This is a genomic window from Blautia coccoides (assembly GCF_034355335.1).
GTDB classification, from domain to species: Bacteria; Bacillota; Clostridia; order Lachnospirales; family Lachnospiraceae; genus Blautia; species Blautia producta.
Genome location: NZ_CP136422.1, coordinates 5587556 through 5609030, shown reverse-complemented (window position 1 = coordinate 5609030; position 21475 = coordinate 5587556). Strand labels below are relative to the sequence as shown.

At 44.9% G+C, this 21475-nt stretch carries 21 protein-coding genes and 1 pseudogene; all 22 read left to right on the top strand.

Annotated elements, in window-relative coordinates:
• Positions 1-69: 69 nt before the first annotated feature.
• The 22 genes and pseudogenes from urtA (at position 70) to BLCOC_RS25150 (ending at position 21428) form a co-directional block, all read left to right on the top strand.
• Entirely contained in the window at positions 70-1374 is a 1305-nt protein-coding gene (urtA, locus tag BLCOC_RS25250) for an urea ABC transporter substrate-binding protein (protein WP_115623750.1), read from the top strand.
• Between the two features lie 31 nt (positions 1375-1405).
• Positions 1406-2314: an urea ABC transporter permease subunit UrtB gene (gene urtB, locus BLCOC_RS25245; RefSeq protein WP_115623749.1), complete on the top strand. Its 909-nt coding sequence runs from the start codon at positions 1406-1408 to the stop codon at positions 2312-2314.
• Positions 2315-2345: 31 nt separating this feature from the next.
• A complete protein-coding gene (gene urtC / locus BLCOC_RS25240) occupies positions 2346-3476 on the top strand; it encodes an urea ABC transporter permease subunit UrtC (RefSeq protein ID WP_242999004.1) in 1131 nt (376 codons plus the stop codon).
• An 18-nt stretch (positions 3477-3494) separates the two neighbouring features.
• On the top strand, positions 3495-4253 hold the full coding sequence (urtD, locus tag BLCOC_RS25235) for an urea ABC transporter ATP-binding protein UrtD (protein ID WP_018593411.1): 759 nt from the start codon (positions 3495-3497) through the stop codon (positions 4251-4253).
• 1 nt (position 4254) lies between these two features.
• Entirely contained in the window at positions 4255-4941 is a 687-nt protein-coding gene (gene urtE, locus BLCOC_RS25230) for an urea ABC transporter ATP-binding subunit UrtE (protein ID WP_029471331.1), read from the top strand.
• Positions 4942-4962: 21 nt separating this feature from the next.
• On the top strand, positions 4963-5286 hold the full coding sequence (locus tag BLCOC_RS25225) for a P-II family nitrogen regulator (protein ID WP_018593409.1): 324 nt from the start codon (positions 4963-4965) through the stop codon (positions 5284-5286).
• Between the two features lie 19 nt (positions 5287-5305).
• The gene (locus tag BLCOC_RS25220) at positions 5306-5632 is read left to right on the top strand and encodes a P-II family nitrogen regulator (protein WP_018593408.1); all 327 of its coding nucleotides are present in this window, start codon (positions 5306-5308) and stop codon (positions 5630-5632) included.
• Positions 5633-5661: 29 nt separating this feature from the next.
• Positions 5662-6711, top strand: a complete 1050-nt coding sequence (locus BLCOC_RS25215) for a formamidase (protein ID WP_115623747.1) — start codon at positions 5662-5664, stop codon at positions 6709-6711.
• Between the two features lie 406 nt (positions 6712-7117).
• Positions 7118-8077: a cell envelope integrity TolA family protein gene (locus tag BLCOC_RS25210; protein WP_115623746.1), complete on the top strand. Its 960-nt coding sequence runs from the start codon at positions 7118-7120 to the stop codon at positions 8075-8077.
• 124 nt (positions 8078-8201) lie between these two features.
• Positions 8202-8504, top strand: coding sequence for an urease subunit gamma (gene ureA / locus BLCOC_RS25205; RefSeq protein WP_018593406.1), 303 nt, complete (start codon positions 8202-8204; stop codon positions 8502-8504).
• 14 nt (positions 8505-8518) lie between these two features.
• Positions 8519-8893 carry an urease subunit beta gene (ureB, locus tag BLCOC_RS25200; RefSeq protein ID WP_115623745.1) on the top strand — a complete coding sequence of 125 codons (375 nt, stop codon included), beginning with the start codon at positions 8519-8521 and terminating at the stop codon, positions 8891-8893.
• On the top strand, positions 8890-10611 hold the full coding sequence (ureB, locus tag BLCOC_RS25195; RefSeq protein ID WP_115623744.1) for an urease subunit beta: 1722 nt from the start codon (positions 8890-8892) through the stop codon (positions 10609-10611). Before ureB (BLCOC_RS25200) ends, ureB (BLCOC_RS25195) begins: the two co-directional genes overlap by 4 nt.
• A gap of 75 nt (positions 10612-10686) precedes the next feature.
• Positions 10687-11169, top strand: coding sequence for an urease accessory protein UreE (locus tag BLCOC_RS25190; protein ID WP_115623743.1), 483 nt, complete (start codon positions 10687-10689; stop codon positions 11167-11169).
• A gap of 5 nt (positions 11170-11174) precedes the next feature.
• Positions 11175-11855, top strand: coding sequence for an urease accessory protein UreF (locus tag BLCOC_RS25185; RefSeq protein WP_320960276.1), 681 nt, complete (start codon positions 11175-11177; stop codon positions 11853-11855).
• A 15-nt stretch (positions 11856-11870) separates the two neighbouring features.
• A complete protein-coding gene (gene ureG / locus BLCOC_RS25180; protein ID WP_115623741.1) occupies positions 11871-12476 on the top strand; it encodes an urease accessory protein UreG in 606 nt (201 codons plus the stop codon).
• Between the two features lie 3 nt (positions 12477-12479).
• A complete protein-coding gene (locus tag BLCOC_RS25175) occupies positions 12480-13307 on the top strand; it encodes an urease accessory protein UreD (protein ID WP_115623740.1) in 828 nt (275 codons plus the stop codon).
• A gap of 163 nt (positions 13308-13470) precedes the next feature.
• A pseudogene (locus tag BLCOC_RS27690) lies at positions 13471-13542 on the top strand (type II secretion system protein); the annotation flags it as partial.
• A 117-nt stretch (positions 13543-13659) separates the two neighbouring features.
• Positions 13660-14292, top strand: coding sequence for a hypothetical protein (locus BLCOC_RS25170; protein WP_242999003.1), 633 nt, complete (start codon positions 13660-13662; stop codon positions 14290-14292).
• Between the two features lie 238 nt (positions 14293-14530).
• Positions 14531-15727, top strand: a complete 1197-nt coding sequence (locus tag BLCOC_RS25165; RefSeq protein ID WP_242999002.1) for an AfsR/SARP family transcriptional regulator — start codon at positions 14531-14533, stop codon at positions 15725-15727.
• A gap of 36 nt (positions 15728-15763) precedes the next feature.
• The gene (locus BLCOC_RS25160; protein WP_018593397.1) at positions 15764-16213 is read left to right on the top strand and encodes a hypothetical protein; all 450 of its coding nucleotides are present in this window, start codon (positions 15764-15766) and stop codon (positions 16211-16213) included.
• 210 nt (positions 16214-16423) lie between these two features.
• Positions 16424-16636, top strand: coding sequence for a hypothetical protein (locus tag BLCOC_RS25155; RefSeq protein WP_330369544.1), 213 nt, complete (start codon positions 16424-16426; stop codon positions 16634-16636).
• Entirely contained in the window at positions 16623-21428 is a 4806-nt protein-coding gene (locus BLCOC_RS25150; RefSeq protein WP_115623738.1) for a SpaA isopeptide-forming pilin-related protein, read from the top strand. The genes BLCOC_RS25155 and BLCOC_RS25150 overlap by 14 nt, the downstream gene beginning before the upstream one ends.
• Positions 21429-21475 lie beyond the last annotated feature (47 nt).

The following is a 21475-nucleotide window of genomic DNA, read 5'->3' as shown; positions in this document are numbered from 1 at the left end:
CAGCTGACAATGCCGTCATCCCCACGGAGGGAATGGCGGTTTTTTGTTACTTTGGAAAGGGGAAATCATATGAAAAACAAATATCTTAAAAGCGCGGTATCATTTATGCTGGCAGGCACTATGCTGTTCGGCCTGACAGCCTGCAGTGGAGGCGCCATAGCAGAGGCAGGCAGCACCGGAAAAACAGATAAGACAGAAGAGACAGCAAAATCTTCATCCTCCGGAGACACAGTCAAGGTGGGAATCCTGCATTCTCAGAGCGGCACCATGGCTATGGCAGAGAAACCCATGATAGAGGCAGCACAGATGGCCATTGATGAGATCAATGAGGACGGCGGCGTTCTCGGAAAACAGATAGAATACGTTCTGGAAGACGGTGCGTCTGACGCGGCAGTCTTTGCGGAGAAGGCCACAAAACTTCTGACAAAAGACAAGGTGGCAACAATTTTCGGATGCTGGACCAGCGCCAGCCGAAAAGCAGTGCTTCCCGTGGTGGAGGGCAATGACGGACTTCTCTGGTATCCGGTGCAGTACGAAGGGCTGGAATCCTCCCACAATATCATGTACACAGCACCCTGTCCCAACCAGCAGGCCATCCCGGCAATGGATTATCTGATGGAGAACTGCAAGGGAGATGACGGAACACTTAAGATTTTCCTGTTTGGTTCCGACTATGTATATCCCAGAACCACCAACACCATCATCAAAGCCATGCAGAAGGATTACGGCTATGAGATCGTAGGCGAGGAGTATATTCCTCTTGGTTACACAGACTGTTCCACAGTCATAACAAAGATCCAGGAGACAAAGCCCGATGTGATCATCAATACCATTAACGGTGATTCCAATGTATCTTTTTTCAAACAGTACAAGGACGCAGGACTCAGTCCCGACCAGATCCAGACCATGTCTTTTTCCTGCTATGAGGAAGATATCCGGGGTATGGGGGCTGAATACGCGGAAGGCCATCTCTTTGCATGGAACTACTTCCAGTCTGTTGACACAGAGGAGTCCAAAGCTTTCACGGAAAAATTCAAAGAGCTGTACGGTGAAGATAAAGTTACAGGCGACCCGGTGGTAAATGCGTATGAAGGTGTCTACCTGTGGAAAGCAGCAGTGGAAAAGGCGGGAACCTTTGACGTGGAACCTGTGATCGAGGCCTGCGAAAGCGGGGAAATTGAGGCTGAGACACCGGAAGGCCTGGTAACCATCGCAAAAGGAACTACCCATCACTGCCTCCAGAAAGTATTGGTTGGAAAATGCGATGCGGACGGACAGATCCAGACACTCTGGGAGACTGAGGACAGAGTTGAGCCGGATCCGTGGTTAAAGAGCTATGACTGGGCAAAAGACCTGAGTGTAGATACGGAATAACATGGCCCGAAACGGGAGAGGAGGGAGAAAAATGGATTTATTCTTTATGCAGATGTTCAACGCCCTGAGTGTCAGCTCCATACTTTTACTGGCGTCTCTGGGACTGGCGATCACTTTTGGGTTGATGGGCGTCATCAACATGGCCCACGGCGAGTTTATAATGATTGGCGCCTATGCCACTTATGTGGTTCAGAATATATGGAAACAGATTTTTCCGGAGGCTATGTTTGACTGGTACTTTCCTGCAGCGATTCTGGTATCCTTCCTGTTCACGGCACTGCTTGGTGTTCTGTTGGAGCGTGTTATCATATGCAGGCTGTACGGCAGGGCACTGGACAGCCTTCTGGTCACCTGGGGGATCAGCCTTGTGCTGCAGCAGTTGGTTCGGTCCGTCTTCGGGCCGGCCAATGTGAGCGTATCCTGTCCGTCATTTCTGGATAAGAACATCCATATCTTCGGCATGTTCTCCATGTCCTGCAAACGCCTCTTCATCTTCGGCCTGGCGGTTGTGTGCTGTGCACTCATTGGGTTTCTCATGTACCGGACCAGACAGGGGCGGAATATCAGAGCGGCAATGCAGAACCGTCCCATGGCAGCCAGCCTTGGCGTCAATACAGCAGCCTGCGATATGATGACCTTTGCTGTAGGCTCCGGATTTGCCGGAGTAGCGGGATGTGCCATTACATTTTTGGGCAGTATCGGGCCTACTGTGGGGCAGTCTTACATTGTAGACAGTTTTATGACGGTGGTAGTCGGCGGTGTGGGAAGGATCGTGGGCTGCATTACAGGCTCCACTGTCATTGGCGTGGGCGGGCCTGTGTTTGAATTCTTTACGAGTGCGTCCCTGGGAAAAGTCCTGATCTTCATTGTTGTGGTCATCATTCTTCAGTTCAGGCCCAAAGGTATCTTTTCCATCAGCAGCAGAGTACTGGATGAATAAAATGTCAGGAATATTTGGAGGTGACAAAATTATGGCGAATCACGCAGCGGCGAAAAAGCCGCGGTTTAAAGTAAAAGGAGACACAGTATTGATCACTTTGATCTGTGTATTTCTGGCATCTGCACCCTTCTATATGTCAGCATTCCGAACTAATATGCTGGGAAAATATATGTGCTTTGCCCTCATAGCTCTGGGGATCGGCATGATCTGGGGGCAGACAGGAATCCTGAGTCTTGGACACGGAGTATACTTCGGGCTTGGAGCTTACTGTATGGCAATGCACCTGAAGCTGGAGGCATCCGGCGGAGCACTCCCGGATTTCATGGCATGGAGCGCGTTAAAGAAGCTACCTGTCCTCTGGAAACCATTTGCCAGCCCCGTTTTCACTATTTTCTGTGTCATAGCAGTACCTATGCTGGTGGCAGCGGTAATCGGGTCCCTTACTTTTCTGAACAGGATACGGGGTGTGTACTTTTGTATCCTGTCCCAGGTACTTGCCTACGCTCTGGCCACTTTCCTCATCGGAAGACAGGAGTATTTCGGCGGCTCCAACGGCCTGACTAATTTTACCACAGTCTTTGGCATGACCATCAATTCACCGGGGACAAAGCTCATACTCTTTTATACGACGCTTGCGGTTTTGATACTGGCCTTTTGTCTATGCCGTTTTCTGGTCAACAGACGTGTGGGCAGAGTGTTTCTGGCTGTGAGGGATGCGGAGAACCGGGCAAGATTTACAGGGTATTCCCCGGCAGTGTATAAAGTGTTTGTCTATTGTCTGTCAGCAGTTCTGGCAGGTGTGGCGGGGGCGCTGTATGTCCCCCAGGTGGGAATCATTTCCCCATCTGATATCGGTATCTCCCCGTCCATTGAGATGGTCATCTGGGCAGCCGTGGGCGGCAAGGCATCCCTTGCGGGACCTGTTCTGGGGGCGCTTGTCATCAATTTTTTGAAAAGCCTTATATCAGAACAGTTTCCGGCCTTCTGGCAGTTCTTCATGGGTGGTATCTTCATCCTTGTGGTACTCTTTCTTCCTGAGGGACTTGTCTCCATTAAGGATGTTCCGAAGAGAATCAGGGCTGGTGTGCAGGCAGCCAGGGAAAAACGCGGCGGTGCCAAGCTGAAAGAGAAGCAGGAAAAAAAAGAAAAGGTTACAGTCTGAGACAGGAGGTGCAGAAAGATGGCAAAACCGGTTCTGGAAATTCAGGACGCTAGTATTTCCTTCGGGAATTTTAAGGCAGTCAAGCATGTGTCCACCACGATCTGTGAAAACGAGATCCGTTTTCTCATAGGTCCAAACGGTGCCGGCAAGACAACACTGCTTGATGCCATTTGCGGGAAAAACAAGCTTTCCGGCGGCGATATCGTCTATCACAACAAAGGGCGCAGTTATGACCTGCCGAAGATCAGGGAAAATAAAATAGTAAATATTGGTGTGGGGAGAAAATTCCAGGCTCCCAGCGTGTTTTCCGGTATCACAATTTACGAGAACATGGAACTGGCAGCAGTGGAGAACAGGGGACTTTGGGCATCCCTGGGCAGCCGCCTGCCGCCTGAGACGAGAGAGAGGATAGACGAACAGCTTCAGTTCATCGGTCTGTATGAGCTGAAAGACGAGTACCCTTCTATCCTGTCACACGGACAGAAACAGTGGCTGGAGATCGGAATGTTATGTGTCTCCCGCCCGCGGCTCATGCTGCTTGATGAACCTGTTGCCGGTATGGGAAGAAGAGAGACGGAGCGGACCGCAGAGCTTTTGAAGATCATACAGAAGGACTGCACCATTATCGTAGTGGAACATGATATGAAGTTTGTGAAAGAGGTGGCATCCTGGGTAACAGTGCTCCACGACGGGGAAGTGCTCTGTGAGGGAACTATGGATGAGGTGCAGAATAACCAGCAGGTAATTGATGTGTATCTGGGAAGGGGAGGTGAATGATATGCTGGCATTAGAACAAGTGACAGCCTCCTATGGGGGCAGCCGTGTCCTGTTCGGCGTTGATATAAAAGCAAAAAAAGGGGAAGTCACCTGTCTTGTGGGCAGAAACGGCGTGGGGAAAACCACCACAGTGAAATCCATCATGGGTCTTGTGAGTACACCGTCGGGCAGCATTACCCTGGACGGGAAAAGTATTTTTAAGATGCCTGTCTATGCAAGAGCAAAATCAGGCATCGGCTATGTCCCCCAGGGAAGAGAAATTTTCCCCCAGCTCACAGTCCGGGAAAATATTCTTCTGGGGATGGAAGCCAACAAAAAAGTCCGAGAGATTCCGGAACACATCTATGAGATTTTCCCTATCCTGAAAGAGTTTCTGGACAGAAAAGGCGGTGACCTCTCCGGCGGCCAGCAGCAGCAGCTTGCCATTGCAAGAGCCATTGTTTCCAATCCCAAGGTGCTGATCCTGGATGAGCCTACAGAGGGGATACAGCCCTCTGTCATTCAGGAGATTGGCAGAACTATCACAAAACTGAAGGAATATATGGCGGTCCTGATGGTGGAGCAGTATCTGGAGTTTGTATTGGAAGTCTCTGACAAATGCTATGTTATGGAAAAAGGCCGTATTCAGATGAGCGGAAAAACAGAGGATCTGGATAAGAAAAAACTGCAGGAAATGCTTGCCATGTAAGACAGAGGGGAGGCGCGGCATATGAAAATGATACGGGCGGTCATTAGGCCGGAGAAGACAAGAGAGGTGCTGGACGCACTGGAGGAACAGGGCTTTGTATCCGTTACAGAGATGGATGTCTATGGAAGGGGCAAACAAAAAGGAATCACCATAGGTTCTGTAAACTATGATGAACTGCCTAAGACCATGCTTTTTATGATCATAGAGGATGAAGATGAGAGGCAGGTATGTACCACGATCATGGATGTGGCCAGAACCGGCTACGGCAATAACGGAGACGGGCGCATCTTTGTCCTACCTGTGGAGCGGGCTTATACCATAAGCACCAGGCAGGAAGGTCTGTAGTTTACCGGGAGGGATTCATATGAAAGAGATCATTGCCATCATTAGGCCGTCCATGGTTGAGGATACGAAAAAAGCCCTGGAAGCTGTAGGGCTTCCTGCCTTTACCGGCAGAAAAGTCGTAGGCAGAGGAAAGGCAGCAGTTAACATAACACAGAGCAACCTCACAATGGTGAAGTCGGATATGGTGCCGAAACGCATGTTCATCATTGCAGTGAAGGACGAAGACGTGGATAAAGTGATCCATGCGGTTACTTTGGTCAACAGCACGGGAATGCCCGGAGACGGCAGGATCTTCGTGCTGCCTATAACAGACACTTACAGGATAAGCGCAGGGCGTAAGCTCTGACACACAGTGAATTTTAAGGAGGAATCAACATGGGAAGTATTGGAAGCATGAACAAACCAGGCAATGGATTTTTAGCAGCAGCGGTCCAGTTTCCGGCACCGATCGTCAACTCCAGGGCAGACATTGATCGGCAGATACAGGAGATCGTGCGGACCCTTCACGCCACAAAAGCCGGTTATCCGGGTTGTGAACTGATCATTTTCCCCGAGTACAGCACCCAGGGCCTGAACACTTCAAAGTGGCTGACCGATGAATTTTTATGTGACATTCCGGGAAAGGAGACTGAGATTTTCGGGCAGGCCTGCCGGGAGGCAGGGGTTTACGGTGTTTTCTCCATTATGGAGAGAAATCCGGATCCTGACAAGAACCCATATAATTCGGCGGTCATTATCAATCCGGAGGGAGAAATCTGTCTGCATTACCGCAAGCTCTTTCCGTGGAATCCCATAGAACCCTGGTATCCCGGGGACCTGGGCATGCCGGTATGTGATGGACCGGGCGGTTCTAAACTTTCCGTATGCATCTGCCACGACGGCATGATACCTGAACTTGCCAGGGAGGCAGCCTACAAAGGATGCAATGTATACATCCGCATTTCCGGTTACAGTACCCAGGTAAATGACCAGTGGATCCTTACAAACCGATCCAACGCATGGCAGAACCTCATGTACACCGTATCCGTGAACCTGGCCGGATATGACGGAGTATTCTACTATTTTGGCGAGGGACAGATCACCAACTATGACGGGACTGTGCTGGTACAGGGACAGAGAAATCCCTATGAGATCGTCACGGCTGAGATCTTCCCCGAAAAGGCAGACGCGGCCAGAAAAGAATGGGGACTGGAAAACAATATCTACAATCTGGGACATCGTGGTTATGTGGCATACCCCGGCGGACAGCCGGATACCCAGCTCACCTACATTAAGGATCTGGCAGAGGGCAGATACTGCCTGCCGTGGGAGGATGAGGTGGAGATAAAAGACGGCTCCATCTATGGCTATCCCACAACCGGCGGAAGGTTTGGAACAGAGCCGTATGATGATCCGCATGGAATACACACCTACACAGGAAAATAGGGAATTCAGCATAAAGCCCGCCTCAGTCTGTCTCATGTACAGACCGAGGCGGGCAAATGCGTTTTATTTCAATCTACCATATGACCGGGTATCATTACCTTCCAGGTCCCGTAATCCTGTGAAAACAGGAAATCGAAATTTTCAAAAACAACAGAAAAAGGTTATAAAATGTTTATTGACTTCAATACACATTTCATGTAAGCTCTAATAACAGCGGAAACATGACCGCTGGTATCTGAATTTTTCTACATTGCAGGTTCGTTCTGCAATCCGGCATTTCGCCGTTTGTTTTCCCAATATTTAAATTTTAAAAGACTGAATTAGAATCCGGGGGTGATGCCAATTACGGTGTTTTTTTGATTGCATGTTAAGTAAAAATTTGCTAAAATAAAGGAGAGGTATGTATATGGGCGACGTTGCATATCAAAATAAAGACATTGTGTCCAAGATCCTTACAGAAGGAATGAAAGAAAAATCCTTCGCCGTTTATGGTGTGCCCATGTCAAGAATCACAGAAGTGCTTCCTGTAAATTTGCCGGTGATCGAGGCGAATGAGATGGCCACGGATAATCTATTCAGGCTGGAAGATGACAGCTATGCCATTGTGGATTATGAGAGCTCTTTTTCGGAAAAGAGCAAGATAAAATATGTATGCCACATAGCCAGAATCTTGAAAAGATATGGACGTGTTATTAAGATCAGAATGATAGTTCTGTGTACTTCCAGCGTCCGCCGCATTAATACGGTGTTGGATGCAGGGTGCCTGCAGCTCAGTATTGAACCCGGATATCTGTCTTCTATCGAAACAGATACTGTACTAGAGAAAGTCAGAGGACAGATAGAGGAGGGACAAAAGCTCAGTGATACAGAAGTTATGCAGCTGATCGTTCTTCCCCTGACAGTAAAAAAACGGGAAGAGCAAAAGGAAATATTGGAAGAGGTCATAAACCTGGCAAAGAAGGCCAAGGAGGAAGAACAACAGATGTTTATCTTGTCAGGAGTGATCACCTTTGCGGATAAGATCATAGAACCGGAGTATGCAAGACGAGTAGAGGAGTGGATCAAGATGACGAAAGTAGGAAGACTGTTTGAAGAGGAAAAGCAGCAGGCCGTGGCAGAGGTAAGGGAATCCCTGCAGAAAACCATAGCAGAAAAAGAAAAAGCTGTATCGCAGGCCATGGCAGAAAAAGAAAAGGCCGTAGCACTGGCTATGGCAGAAAAAGAAAAGGCCATAGCATTGGCCGAAAAGCAGTATGAGTCACTAAAATTTGTATCTGTGAAACTGCTGCTCAAAGGCAGCTCCCCGGAGGAAGTCTCCAAAACGACGGGACTGTCCATTCAAGAGATAGAAGAATTCCTCCGGTGAAATTACAATACATATTGACACATAAAACTTTTTTGTGATAAACTCATAAAGTAAGGCAAAGACGCCGTCAACAGGTGTCTTTGCCTTTTTTTATTTAAAAACGCAGTAAAAGGAGGTTCCTGAAATGCGATTAACACCAAAAGAGCAGGAAAAACTAATGCTCCACACAGCCGGAGAGCTTGCGGCGAAGCGGAAAGCCCGGGGAGTAAAGTTGAATTATACAGAAGCTGTTGCCTATATAAGTTCTCAGCTTCTGGAATATGCCAGAGACGGCAGAGATGTGGCAGAGCTGATGTCTCTGGGCAGAAAACTTCTCACCATTGATGATGTCATGGATGGTGTAAAGGATATGATACATGAAGTACAGGTAGAAGCCACTTTTCCTGACGGGACAAAGCTGGTCACTGTACACAGTCCCATACAATAGAGAGGAGCCAAATAGTGAAGATAGGAGAGATCATACCGAAAGACAGAGATATCATTCTGAATGAGGGCAGGCCGTCACTGGAGATATCTGTAACAAACACAGGAGACCGGCCCATTCAGGCAGGTTCCCATTATCATTTTTTTGAGGTGAACAGATATCTGGTATTTGACCGTGAAAAGGCATATGGATTTCGTCTCGACATCCCTTCCGGTACTTCCGTCAGATTTGAACCGGGGGAGACAAAGATGGTTTCCCTCACTTCCATGGGCGGTTCCGGGCGCATTTTCGGTTTCAATGACCTTACCTGCGCGCAGATTACAGAGATTAGTAAAAGAACGGCCTTGGACAACGCCGCGAAAAAGGGATTCCTGAAGGAGGCAGAAGAATGAGCAGTATCATATCCGGTAAAAAATACGCAATGATGTACGGGCCCACAACCGGTGATAAAGTAAGGCTTGCAGATACCAGTCTGATCATTGAAGTGGAGGAAGATCATACCCATTACGGAGATGAAATAAAGTTCGGCGGCGGCAAGACGATCCGTGACGGCATGGGACAATGTGTGAAGGCATCCAGAGAGGACAGCTGTCTGGATCTGGTCATTACCAATGCTCTGATCGTAGATTATACAGGGATCGTAAAGGCTGATATTGGCATCCGTGATGGGAAAATAGCAGGCATAGGCAAGGCGGGAAACCCGGATATTATGGATGGCGTCACACCGGGGATGACAGTGGGCGCATCTACAGAAGCTCTGGCAGGAGAGGGGATGATCGTCACAGCCGGCGGCATTGACAGTCATATTCACTTTATCTGCCCTCAGCAGATCTTATGTGCCCTGTATTCCGGTGTGACCACTATGATCGGAGGAGGTACAGGGCCTGCAGACGGGACAAACGCAACCACCTGTACCCCAGGCCCCTGGAATCTGGAAATGATGCTAAAAGCAGCGGAAGAATATCCTATGAATCTTGGATTTTTGGGAAAAGGGAACTGCTCTGACGAAAGACCTCTTATAGAGCAGATAAAAGCCGGGGCAATGGGGCTGAAGATTCATGAGGACTGGGGTGCGACCCCGGCAGTGATAGACCACTGTCTGAACGTTGCCGACCTTTATGATGTGCAGACGGCCATCCACACAGATACCCTCAACGAGGGGGGATGTGTGGAGGACACCATACGTGCCATTGCAGGCCGTACTATACATACCTATCACACAGAAGGGGCAGGGGGTGGTCATGCGCCTGATATCATCAAAGCGGCTTCGATGCCGAATATTCTTCCCTCATCCACTAACCCAACCATGCCGTTTACGGTAAATACATTGGATGAACATTTGGATATGCTGATGGTATGTCATCACCTGGATAAGAAAATACCGGAGGATGTGGCATTTGCCGACTCGCGTATCAGACCAGAAACCATCGCCGCAGAAGACGTACTGCATGACCTGGGCGTATTCAGCATGATGAGTTCGGACTCTCAGGCCATGGGACGCATCGGTGAGGTGATCACAAGAACTTGGCAGACCGCAGGCAAGATGAAGGATGAACGCGGCCCTCTCCCGGAGGATGTGAAGAACGGAAATGACAATTTCAGGGTAAAACGTTACATAGCCAAGTACACCATCAATCCGGCAGTCACACATGGAATATCTCAATATGTGGGGTCTGTGGAAAAAGGAAAGATGGCGGACTTGGTTGTATGGAATCCTGCCTTTTTCGGAGTAAGACCGGACATGATCATCAAAGGGGGGATGATCATTGCATCAAAAATGGGTGATGCCAATGCATCCATCCCCACAACAGAGCCTGTGATGTATCAGCCTATGTTTGCCGCTCACGGGAGAGCCAGATTTTCCTGTTGTGCCACATTTGTCTCAAAGGCAGCGGTAAAAGAAGGGATAAAAGAAAAATACGGACTGGAAAAACAGATCCTTCCGGTTTCCAACTGCAGGAATATCGGCAAAAAAGACATGATCTTTAACGACAAAACACCACAGATCACAGTAGACCCGGAGACATATGAGGTTACCGCAGATAAAGAGCCGCTTACCTCAAAACCGGCCAAAACACTTCCGCTCACACAAATGTACAATTTATTTTAATGCAGCTGTTCAGTATCCTGGAGTGTATTTGAGAATTCATTCCGACAATCTGCTCAGAAAAGGAGGATAAAAGACATGATGTTATGCCAGCAAATATTAGGTAACATAGAGAATTCCCGTATCCGGGACAAAAAAATCGACTATGTAGACATTGAGTGGCATGAAGCCTTCAAAAAAATCCATCGCAAGACAACAAGGGACGGCGCCGAGATAGGCATCCGTCTGGATGACGGAATCTTAACGAAAGGTATCCGTCAGGGAGATATTCTGTGGGAGGAAGGAGAAAATGTAATTGCAGTCAACATCCCCGACTGTGATGTCATTGAAATATGGATATCCAGAAATCACCCGGAGATGACAGCAAAGGTATGCTATGAAATAGGAAACCGCCATGCGTCCCTGTTCTGCGGCAGAGACAGGAACAGCTTCATCACACCGTACAGTGAGCCTATGCTGCGTATGCTGAATCAGATACCGGGTATAAGTGTCACTGTAAAGCAGTCAAAACTGGACTTCGACAAAAGAATCTCTGCCGGGGTCAGTGCACATGCCCATTGAGCGGGGTGACGGATTTTCTGCTGCTGCAGATCAACGATGCCCTGTTTCCGATTGGAGGATACTCCCATTCCTATGGGCTGGAGACATATATACAAAAGGGGATTGTCCGGGATGCTGATACAGCAGAAAAATATATCCTGCAGAACATAAAGACAAACCTTTTATATAATGAACTGCTGCTCATAAGACTGGCCTGGGAGTACGCGTCTGAGGATAATTTGGAGGCCATTCTGGAACTGGAGGAAATTGCGGAGGCCAGCCGCAGTCAAAAGGAAATCCGGGAAGCCAGCCGCAAATTAGGTTCCCGTTTTTTAAAAACCACAACAGGACTGGATATCCAGTATGCAAGCGGCATCTTTTTGCGGTATGCAGAGGCGGCAGGGGAACGTGTCTGTCACCCCTGCGCATATGGAGTGTTCTGTTTTGCGGCAGGGATAGAAAAGGAACCGGCAGTATACCATTTTCTTTATTCACAAATATCGGCTATGGTTACCAACTGTGTAAAGACCATTCCTTTAAGCCAGAGTATAGGACAGAAACTGCTGAACCACATGACGGGCTTATTTGACGAGACCCTGGGCAGGCTGGAGGAACTTACTGAGTCAGAACTGTGCATATCCGCGCCCGGCTTTGCAGTCCGCAGTATGCAGCATGAGTGCCTGTATTCAAGGATTTACATGTCATAGATAGGAGAAAGAGATATGTCATATGTGAAAATAGGGGTAGCAGGGCCGGTAGGCTCAGGAAAAACTGCGCTGATCGAGGCCTTGACCAGAAAACTGGCCTCGGAATACAGCATTGGGGTCATTACAAATGATATTTATACAAAAGAGGATGCGGAATTTTTAAGCAGAAATTCGGTTCTTCCCAGGGAGCGCATCATAGGAGTTGAGACCGGCGGCTGCCCCCACACTGCCATCAGGGAGGATGCTTCCATGAATCTGGAGGCAGTGGATGAGATGAAAGAAAGGTTCCCTGACATTAACCTGTTGTTCATTGAAAGCGGCGGGGACAATCTCTCAGCGACGTTCAGCCCGGAGCTGGTGGATGCGACCATTTTTGTCATAGATGTTGCGGAGGGGGATAAAATCCCCAGAAAAGGCGGACCCGGAATTACACGCTCCGATCTGCTTGTCATCAACAAGACAGATTTAGCCCCATATGTAGGTGCCAGCCTGGAGGTTATGGAACAGGACTCCAGGAAAATGCGGGGAGAACGGCCTTTCCTCTTTACAAATATCAGGTCAGGTGAACATGTGGATGAAGTGGCTGCCTGGATCAGGAAAAACGTATTTTTGGAGGAGTAAAATATGGCGGAGGCACCTCTTACGGCGACAGGATTTTATGAAGGCAGCGGGGGCGGAAGCTTTGGACGCAGGTCTGAACTGTTCCTTTCTACCATATTGCAGGGGGAGGAGGCTGTTTTAGATGAAGTACAGTTTACAGCACCCTTTAAGATCATGGAGCCGTTTCGGGAAGAAAAAGATTATTTGAAGGTCATGATACTGAGTGCCTCCCCGGGGATCATGGAGGGGGATATACAGGAACAGCGCATACATGTGGGCAGAGGAACAAGGCTGGAGGTCTGCTCCCAGTCATTTGAGAAAATACACAGGATGAAAAATGGATGTGCCAGACGATATATACGCATCTGCCAGGAATCAGATTCCTTCTTATATTATGTACCTCAGCCTGCAATCCCTTTTAGGGATTCCGCGTTTGACAATATTGTGGAAGTGGAACTGGAAAAGGAAAGTTCACGGTTTATTTTTCAGGATATACTCTCCTGCGGCCGGACTGCATATGGGGAATGCTTTGATTATAAATATTACAATTCTCTGGTTCAGGTGCGGCGGGAGGGAAGACTGATCTACAGGGACAACACCAGATATGATCCCCATACATTATGTATGGAAGAAACAGGTATGTATGAAGGGTATACGCATCTTGCGAGTCTGCTCCTGTGCGGCCTGTCAAAAGACAGTAAGTGGGCAGATAAGGCCAGAGAAATACTGGAATATACAGGGGAAGTGGAAGGCGGTGTCTCCTTTCTGGAATCAGGAGATGCTGTAGTGCGTATTCTGGGCAGACAGGCGCAGAAGTTGGAAATGTTATGTAAACAGATTATTGAGCCTTAATAAAATATTAAGAATTTCAGAAACAGGCATTTTGGCATAAAATCCCTGTTTTTTACGTTATATATACAGATATATCATTGACAGATGCAAACCTTTAGTAATATGATGGGAATATAAAAAATTTTGGCTAAATGCGCCTGTCAGAGGAAAGGCAGAAAATAAAATGCTGCAAAAGAAGAATAAAAATCAGAACCGGTGTCAGGGATTTACTCTGGTGGAACTCATTGTAGTGATAGTGATCATATTAATACTTGCTGCAGTGGCAGTGCCTTCCATTACACGTTATGTGCAGAAATCCAAGGTTGCCAAATGCGCGAATCAGAGACATGAATTAGCGACGCAGTTTCAGATCATGGGGACAGATGTTCCGGAAATCGCTTTGTGTAAAGATACAATTGAAGTGAAAAGCGTTCTTAACAGTGGGATTATTGATTATATGGTTAAGGGAGGATATTGTTCTGAAGATATTACCGTTTGTCCCGTATATAATACCCAATATGAAGTTGAAATCACCAGTAAGGACGGGCAGCAGCTAGTGACTTTTTCCTGTCCATGTATAGACAGCGTTAAAGGATATTTAGGACAGTGTGAGAGTTATTATAAATATTTGCTGGAACATAAGGAAGAGTGGGGAAGCGGCAGCTTTGACAGAAAGGATTTGCTAAAAAAGGTGGCTGATGAGAGAGGATTTATGAAGGTATCTGATTCCATGAAGAGCGGCACATCTTTTGGGGATGAAACTTTATACTGGAAACCTTACTTTTTAGCAGATGGTACAATGGTACTATACGGTACAGTTGAGGGTAATAATGCCTGGTCTAATTGGGATGCGTATCTTATATATTACGATGGACAAGTGTATCAAAGTACGAATAAAAACGGTAATAAACCGGATAAAACCAATATAGCGGGTATGAGTAGTACTAATTCAAATAGTATGGATGAATACCTTAAGAGCAAGAATTTTGAAAAGGTCCCTAAATAATATAGCATTTCAATAGTAATAGGGTTTGATAAATGGTACACATATAATGTTTTATGGGTGACTCAACTGCTGTTTTGTCGACGTATAAAGCATTGACAAAAAATAGGACAAATTATAAAATTAAGATTAATGATATGATAGGGCTATAAAACGAGCGGAGGCGTGCAGACAAATGGGAGAGAGTATGATAGAAGAAAAATTACCGGTGTTAAAAGTGCACATGTTAGGAGGCTTCTCCATGGAGTATGGAGATAAGCCCATATCCTTCCGCAGGAATACGGCAACCAAATCTATGAAACTGCTTCAGATTCTGCTCCACTGTGGTGAAGGCGGAATAGCCAGGGGCAAACTGCTGGAAAGTTTATATGGCAGAGAAGAACTGGCTGATGTTGCCAATAATCTAAGAGTAACTTCTCACCGCCTCAAGAAAATGCTGGTGGATGCAGGTCTTCCGGAGTATGATTATATACAGATAAAGTCAGGCATTTACCGCTGGTCCAGCCCTATGGAAGTTGAAGTAGATGTCCATGTATTTTCAAATCTTGTGGATTCAAGTAAAACGGAAACCAGTGAAGATAAGAAGATTCAGCTTTTGAAAAGTGCATGTGAGGTGTATCACGGAGAATTTCTCCCGGGTCTTTCCGGTGAGGATTGGGTACTTCTGGAGAGTGTACAGTATAAAAAGAAATACACACAGGCATTGAGTCAGATCTGTGACTCTCTCATGAAACAGCGTGAGTATGAGACAGTGCTGGATTTATGTGAAAAGGCCAGTGAGCTGTATCCTTTTGATGAATGGCAGTCTGTTCAGGTGGATTGTTTAATGGCTCTAAACCGTTATAAGGAAGCAATTCAGCTCTATGAGGATACTGCCAAGCTGTTTTTTGAGGAGTTGGGGATCAGCCCCTCAGAAAAAATGATGAACCAGTTTAATGAAATGAGTGCCAAGATGAGCCACAAACCGCAGGCGATCAATGAGATCAAAGGCGGTTTGAAAGAAGATGAGGAAGAAGACGGAGCCTTTTACTGTAACCTGCCGAGCTTTCGGGATGGCTATCGCTTGGTAAGGAGGATCATTGAGCGCAGCGGCCAATCCGTGTACCTTATGCTGTGTACAGTGACAGACGGAAAAGGACGTCCAATGGAAAACAAAGAAAAATTGGCGGCTATGACGGATGAGCTGTACGATGCGGTCAAACATTGTCTGCGCAGAGGGGATTTCTTTACAAAGTATAGTCCCACACAGTTTTTGATTTTACTGGTAGGCACGAATCAGGAGAACTGTTCCATGATTTTTGATCGTATTTCCCGCTATTTTGCCAGAGAACATAAATCATGGGAACAATATCTGGAATACTATGTATCATCTATAGCTGATGTGGAGAATGATAATTCCAGAATAAGTTTCCGAAGCAACGGGTTCCACTGGAATTAACAGAAAAGACCCGGAAATGACTGGAGAGTGTGGACTATGAATAAAGAAGAGGGTTTAAATATTAATATATCAGCGCCTAACCTGATCAGCGTCTGTGTAGATGCCAGTGACCGGGGCGAGTTCTCCGGTCGTCTGTACCAGTGTTATAGTCAAGAGCCGTGGCTCTTTGAAAATGTGGTGCAGCTTCTGCATCTCATGGATAAGCTTTATGACTGTATCTGCTATCCGCAGGCATCCACAGAAAGCCGCAGCTTCGTAAAAAAGCCAAAAGAGCCATCACACAAGCTGCAGAAGAAGATACCTCAGAAAAACATTTTAGAGCAGAAGGGCAGAGTTGCCACATTTGCAATTTATGTCCAATACAGACAGAATGCTACATGGCAGGGTGAGATACTCTGGCTTGAGAATAAAGTAAAGCAGCATTTCAGCAGCGCATTAGAGCTGATCAAACTCATAGACAGTGCGCTTGGAGAATATGATATCTGACACAATTGTGCCGCCGGTAAACCGGCGGTATTTTTTTGCCTTTTTTCATAAACTTCACGGAATCTTCACAGAACCATTACACAAGAAGAAACAACGAAAATTATTTTGAAAAAAGTAATGCATGTAATGCTTTCCGTAATGCTTCTTTAAGTACAATAAGTTCATAGTTAAGCGAGAGTGCAAAAATACCCCAAAGGAGGCGAAAATGTTGTGAGTGGCAAAATGATGAAAAAAGATAAAGGAACCTTCATAGTAAAAATACATGAATGTCAGAATGCCACATGGCAGGGCAGTGTCCTGTGGGTGGAAGAACAGCAGGAACAATATTTTCGCAGTGCCTTGGAGTTATTGAAACTGATAGATGGAGCGATTTCCGGAATAGAAGAAAATATAGCAGAGGGAGGAAGCCATGAAGAAAAATAAGAGTAATATAAATAAAAGAGTTTTAGCAATTGTGTTGTGCATGGCCCTGATGCTGAGTTCCGGTATATCTACTATGGCGGATAATGATGCAGGAACTCCAGTACCGGAAAATGGTTCAGGTCAGGGAACAGTAATGGACAATACTGATGGTGAAGCGGCTGGATCGGAAGATCTGATCGATCAATTATCAGAAGAAAAGTTATCTGAACCGGAGAAAGAATTATCAGATGATACTCAGGAAGCAGAACCTCAGGTGGAAGAGACAGAACCTAGTAATCAGGAAGATAACCAGAACACTTCTGATAATGAGCCGGAAGGCACAGAGGAGATTGAAAAAGTAGAATGGAGCCAGCAAGTAGGAAATTCTATTATAAAGGTTTCAGCTGATAAAGGGGCACTTCCGGAAGATGCCGAACTTCAAGTGACTGAGATTACAAATCAGAATGAAGTAGAAAATATCGAAAAAGCGGTAGAAGATAAAGCAATTGAAGAACAGTTTGCAATTGAAAATATTATTGCATATGATATTAAGTTTATGGTGGGAGGAACTGAGGTACAGCCTAGTTCGCCAGTGCAGGTTACTGTTAATACTTCTGATATAGAAACAAGTAAAAACACAGCAGTACTCCATGTAGACCAGGACAACACTGTTGAAGATATGAATGGTTCCGTGGATGAAGAAGGAAATGTTATCTTTGACGCACCGCATTTCTCTACATATGTAATAGTACAGCAAGGCGGTTCTGCAGTAGATATAACAGTTGAGCATTATAATATCTTAAATGGACAGAAGATTTATTCAAATGATGAGCTGACACTTCCGGTAGGTGGTAAAGTTAACGACTATGCAAAAGCAACAAATTGGGAAGTGCAGAGAGTCAATATAAATGGCAAAGATTTTTATGATGAGGCTGATTATAGTGAAATAAAAGTAGCCAGTGATACTGTAATTAAAATTTACTATACTCCTGAAAAAACAACGGTAACAGGAGCAACTACTTTTTATGATTATACAGTAAAAGCGGGTACTTCTGGTTCCGGCAATAAAACGAAATATTATTCAATCAATGCTCCGGAGAATTATGGAGAAGGAGTGAATAGTAATAAAAAACTTTCGGCTGGAACAGTAGGGCAGAATTATTCCACATATAAATATTCGTGGAAACCGGATGGTAGTAATAAGGAAGCAAATGTCTGGACCGGCAATGCATCAGTGGTAAAAGGACTTCTTAGAGGTTTGGATGAGAATGGAAATGTGGTTTTTAATTATGCAGACCCAGGTTTCTTTGATAATGATGATTTATCGGTAACGGTTGGTACTGGTTATAAAGCCGAAAAAAGAAATTTAAGAAAGGTATATAAAAACTATACATTAGAATTTAACCAGACAGGTGATTCTTACGAACTTAGTAAAGTGAAAAACGGAACAAATGTTGTAGCGTCAAGCGGAAATAATTTCTTCCCCCTGGATTCAGTAAAAGATGCAAATGAGGAAGCGGAGAATGCACATAATTATTACTTTGGTATGCGATACGATGTGACATTTCAGATTGGCGATTATGTTGGACCTTTGAATTACTCCTTTACCGGTGACGATGATCTGTGGGTTGTCCTTGACGGAAATCAAGTAGTTATTGATTTGGGAGGTATACATGATGCGGCGACTGGTTCGGTTGACTTGTGGAATTATATCGGCAATCCGGAAAATTTAACCAGTGAACAGAAGCAGCAAGAACATACATTGACTATACTCTATATGGAGCGAGGAGCTGCTAAATCTAATTGTAAGATGAATTTCACTCTTCCTTCAGCCAGAATTTCTGAGGTAACAGAAGTGCCGATGACAAATCTGTACCTGAATAAAGTGAATAAAGCTGGAGAACCATTGGAAGGAGCTAAATTTAAACTTGTCAACGATGATACGAATGAGACATTTACGGCAAGTTCATTAGAAAATGGTGCAGTTCAGTTTACAAAGCTTCGGGAAGGTGAGTATACATTAACAGAAACACAGGCTCCAACCGGTTACATTCCTTCTGTAGATACCTGGAAGGTAAAAGTTACTTTAGATAAAGATGGAAGAGCTGTAGCCAATTTATATTTGCATGATGGTGAAACAGAGGCAAAAATCGACCCTGATGAGGATGGTATCTATAAAATCCTAAATGTAACAGAACAGGAACTGATAGATAGTTCTATGAATTATGATAAGACAGCAACGGTAAAAGATTGGGATGAGCGTACATATGATATTAATATTACTGCTTCTTCAAAACTAACAAGTACAACGACGGAAGAAAAAGGCGGCGTAGCTGATATCATGATGGTTCTGGATAAGTCAGGTTCTATGAACTATGTTCTGAATGAGAAATCAACTCCTTCCTTTGTATATGCGGGAACAAGCCAGAATGCAAGTAAATTTTCTTCAGTCAAAGACAAACTGGATACAACTAAAATATATTACTATGGAACTAGTACCGGTTATGCCAGTTCTTCCGAGCATTATTATGCTAACAGACCAATGATTTATATAAATAGCGCATGGCAATATTGGGATGGAAGTAGTTGGAATAAAATTAATGCCACTGATAACAAAGTTATATACACATATGCATCACGTTTAACTGGTTTAAAGGAGGCATCAAACGCATTTATAAATTCTACATCGACTTCTTCTCCTGAAAGTAGAATTGGTGTTACTGCATTTAGTACCAGTAATTCGAGCGTTAATTCCTTAACTGAGGTTGGCAGTAATCCGGAAGGATTATTGAAGAATGTTAATAAACTTTTTGCCGATGGAGGAACTTCACCTGGAGAAGGATTAAAATATGCATACAATAAGCTGAAAAGCAGTAAAAGAGAGGATGTACCTCAATATGTAATATTGTTTACGGATGGTGAACCTACAGGAAACGGCGGTTCATGGAGTAATGCGGCTGCTGGCGAGGCAAAAACACAGGCAGAAAAATTGAAACAAGAAGGAGTCATTATCTATACAGTTGGCCTGGGATTGACAAGTACGGCGAAAGGCTGGCTTGATGGTTCACAACCAATCTGGGATGGCAATAAAAATATTTCTGGCATTGCATCGAAAGATTGTGCGCTTACGGCTGAAAGTATTGATGAGTTAAAAGAAATATTCAAAAGGATTCAAGAAACAATAACGAACAACTTGGATATTAAATCGGCTCAGATTAAAGATGTCATTGATCCCAGATTTGAAATATTAGATGATGAGGGGCAGCCTATCACAAAAGATTATCCCGGAATAAAGGACGGCATTAAACTGAAAAATGGAGGAACGGTATTTTACGATTCTGAAACCGGATATCAGTATATTGTTTGGAATGAGCAGACAATACCAAATGCTGAAAAAGGGAAATGGAATAAAACTATTACAGTGAGGGCCAAAGATACATATATCGGCGGTAACAATGTTACAACAAATATTTCCCCTGACTCTAAGATTTCTACAGGCTATGGCGATGCAGTACTTCCGCAGCCTCCGGTCAATGTAAAAGCGGAGCTGCAAGTAGGTAATAATGAGGTTACTGTTTATAAAGGTGATACAATTCCGACAGATGATAAATTGTTAAACACCTTATTCGATGTCAACCAGATGTTAGAAAAATATGAAGGTGTTATAGCTGACGATTTTATACTGGAATGGTACACAGATGCAGCTTGTACGGAAGAGAGTAAAATAACTAAAGAAAGCTTAACAAGCACAATCGCAGAATCTGGCGTCAGTTATTATTTGAAAGTGACTTATGATGCGGGACCAGCTAATTATAGGAGTACTCAAAATACTAAAGGGCATATCGCCGGTGGTGAGGATCATATAGTCGAGGCAGTTAACACAAAAGATGCAAATAAGCTTTACGGTATCTACAAAGTTAATGTGGTGGCTGGTGAAATACAAATTACTAAGAAGTTAGAGAGTCCGATCAATAAAGAACAAACTTTTAACTTCAAGGTTACTAAGAAAAATGATTCAACATTTGTTAAAGATATTAAAATTGTTATTCCCGCGAACAGCACAGATGCAGCCGTATATGATGGCCAGGATTTGAAAAATCTGGCAAGGGGCGAGTATATGGTAACTGAAAGTTCTGCAGATGGTTTTGCAGTAAAAGATGTTAGCATTAATGAAAAGACAGACTGTGCCAACAGCGCATCAGAGGAATCGGCAACATTCATCTTAGGTAGTGACAAGAAAAATAAAAATGTTATCAGCGATAAATGGGAATATACAGGCGGTGGTGTTCTGGGTGTTGTTGCTTATACAAATGAAAAGGTAATAACTAACTGGGATATTTTAAAAGTAAGTTCAAGCAATAATAATTTACAATTACCAGATGCAGAGTTTGAACTGAAATCCACTGATAAGACTTATTATGGTAAGACTGATAATACAGGTAAATTGATTTGGTATGAAACTAGTGATTTTAGTGAAAGCTCCATTGTCGCAACGATAGTTGCAGGATCTTACACTTTATCAGAAACAAAGGCTCCTTTAGGGTATGCGGTAAGCAATGAAAAATGGACCTTAGTTATAAATAAAAAAGGTGAATTAAAGTCCATTGAATCAAACAGCGGAGAAGTGAAAAAGAGTGAAGCCACAGAGGGAAACACAACGGTTCATTTCTACTTTGAAAATACCGCGGTATACGAACTGCCAAGTGCAGGCGGCCCTGGAATCTTCTTGTATATGGTTGGCGGAATACTGCTGATGATGGCAGCGGCCCTGCTTCTATATAAAAATAAAAGTAGGGAGGTGCTGGAAAGGTAAAATATGATTACATTTTTCAGCGGTCCCGGCACCGCGGAAGTGCGGAG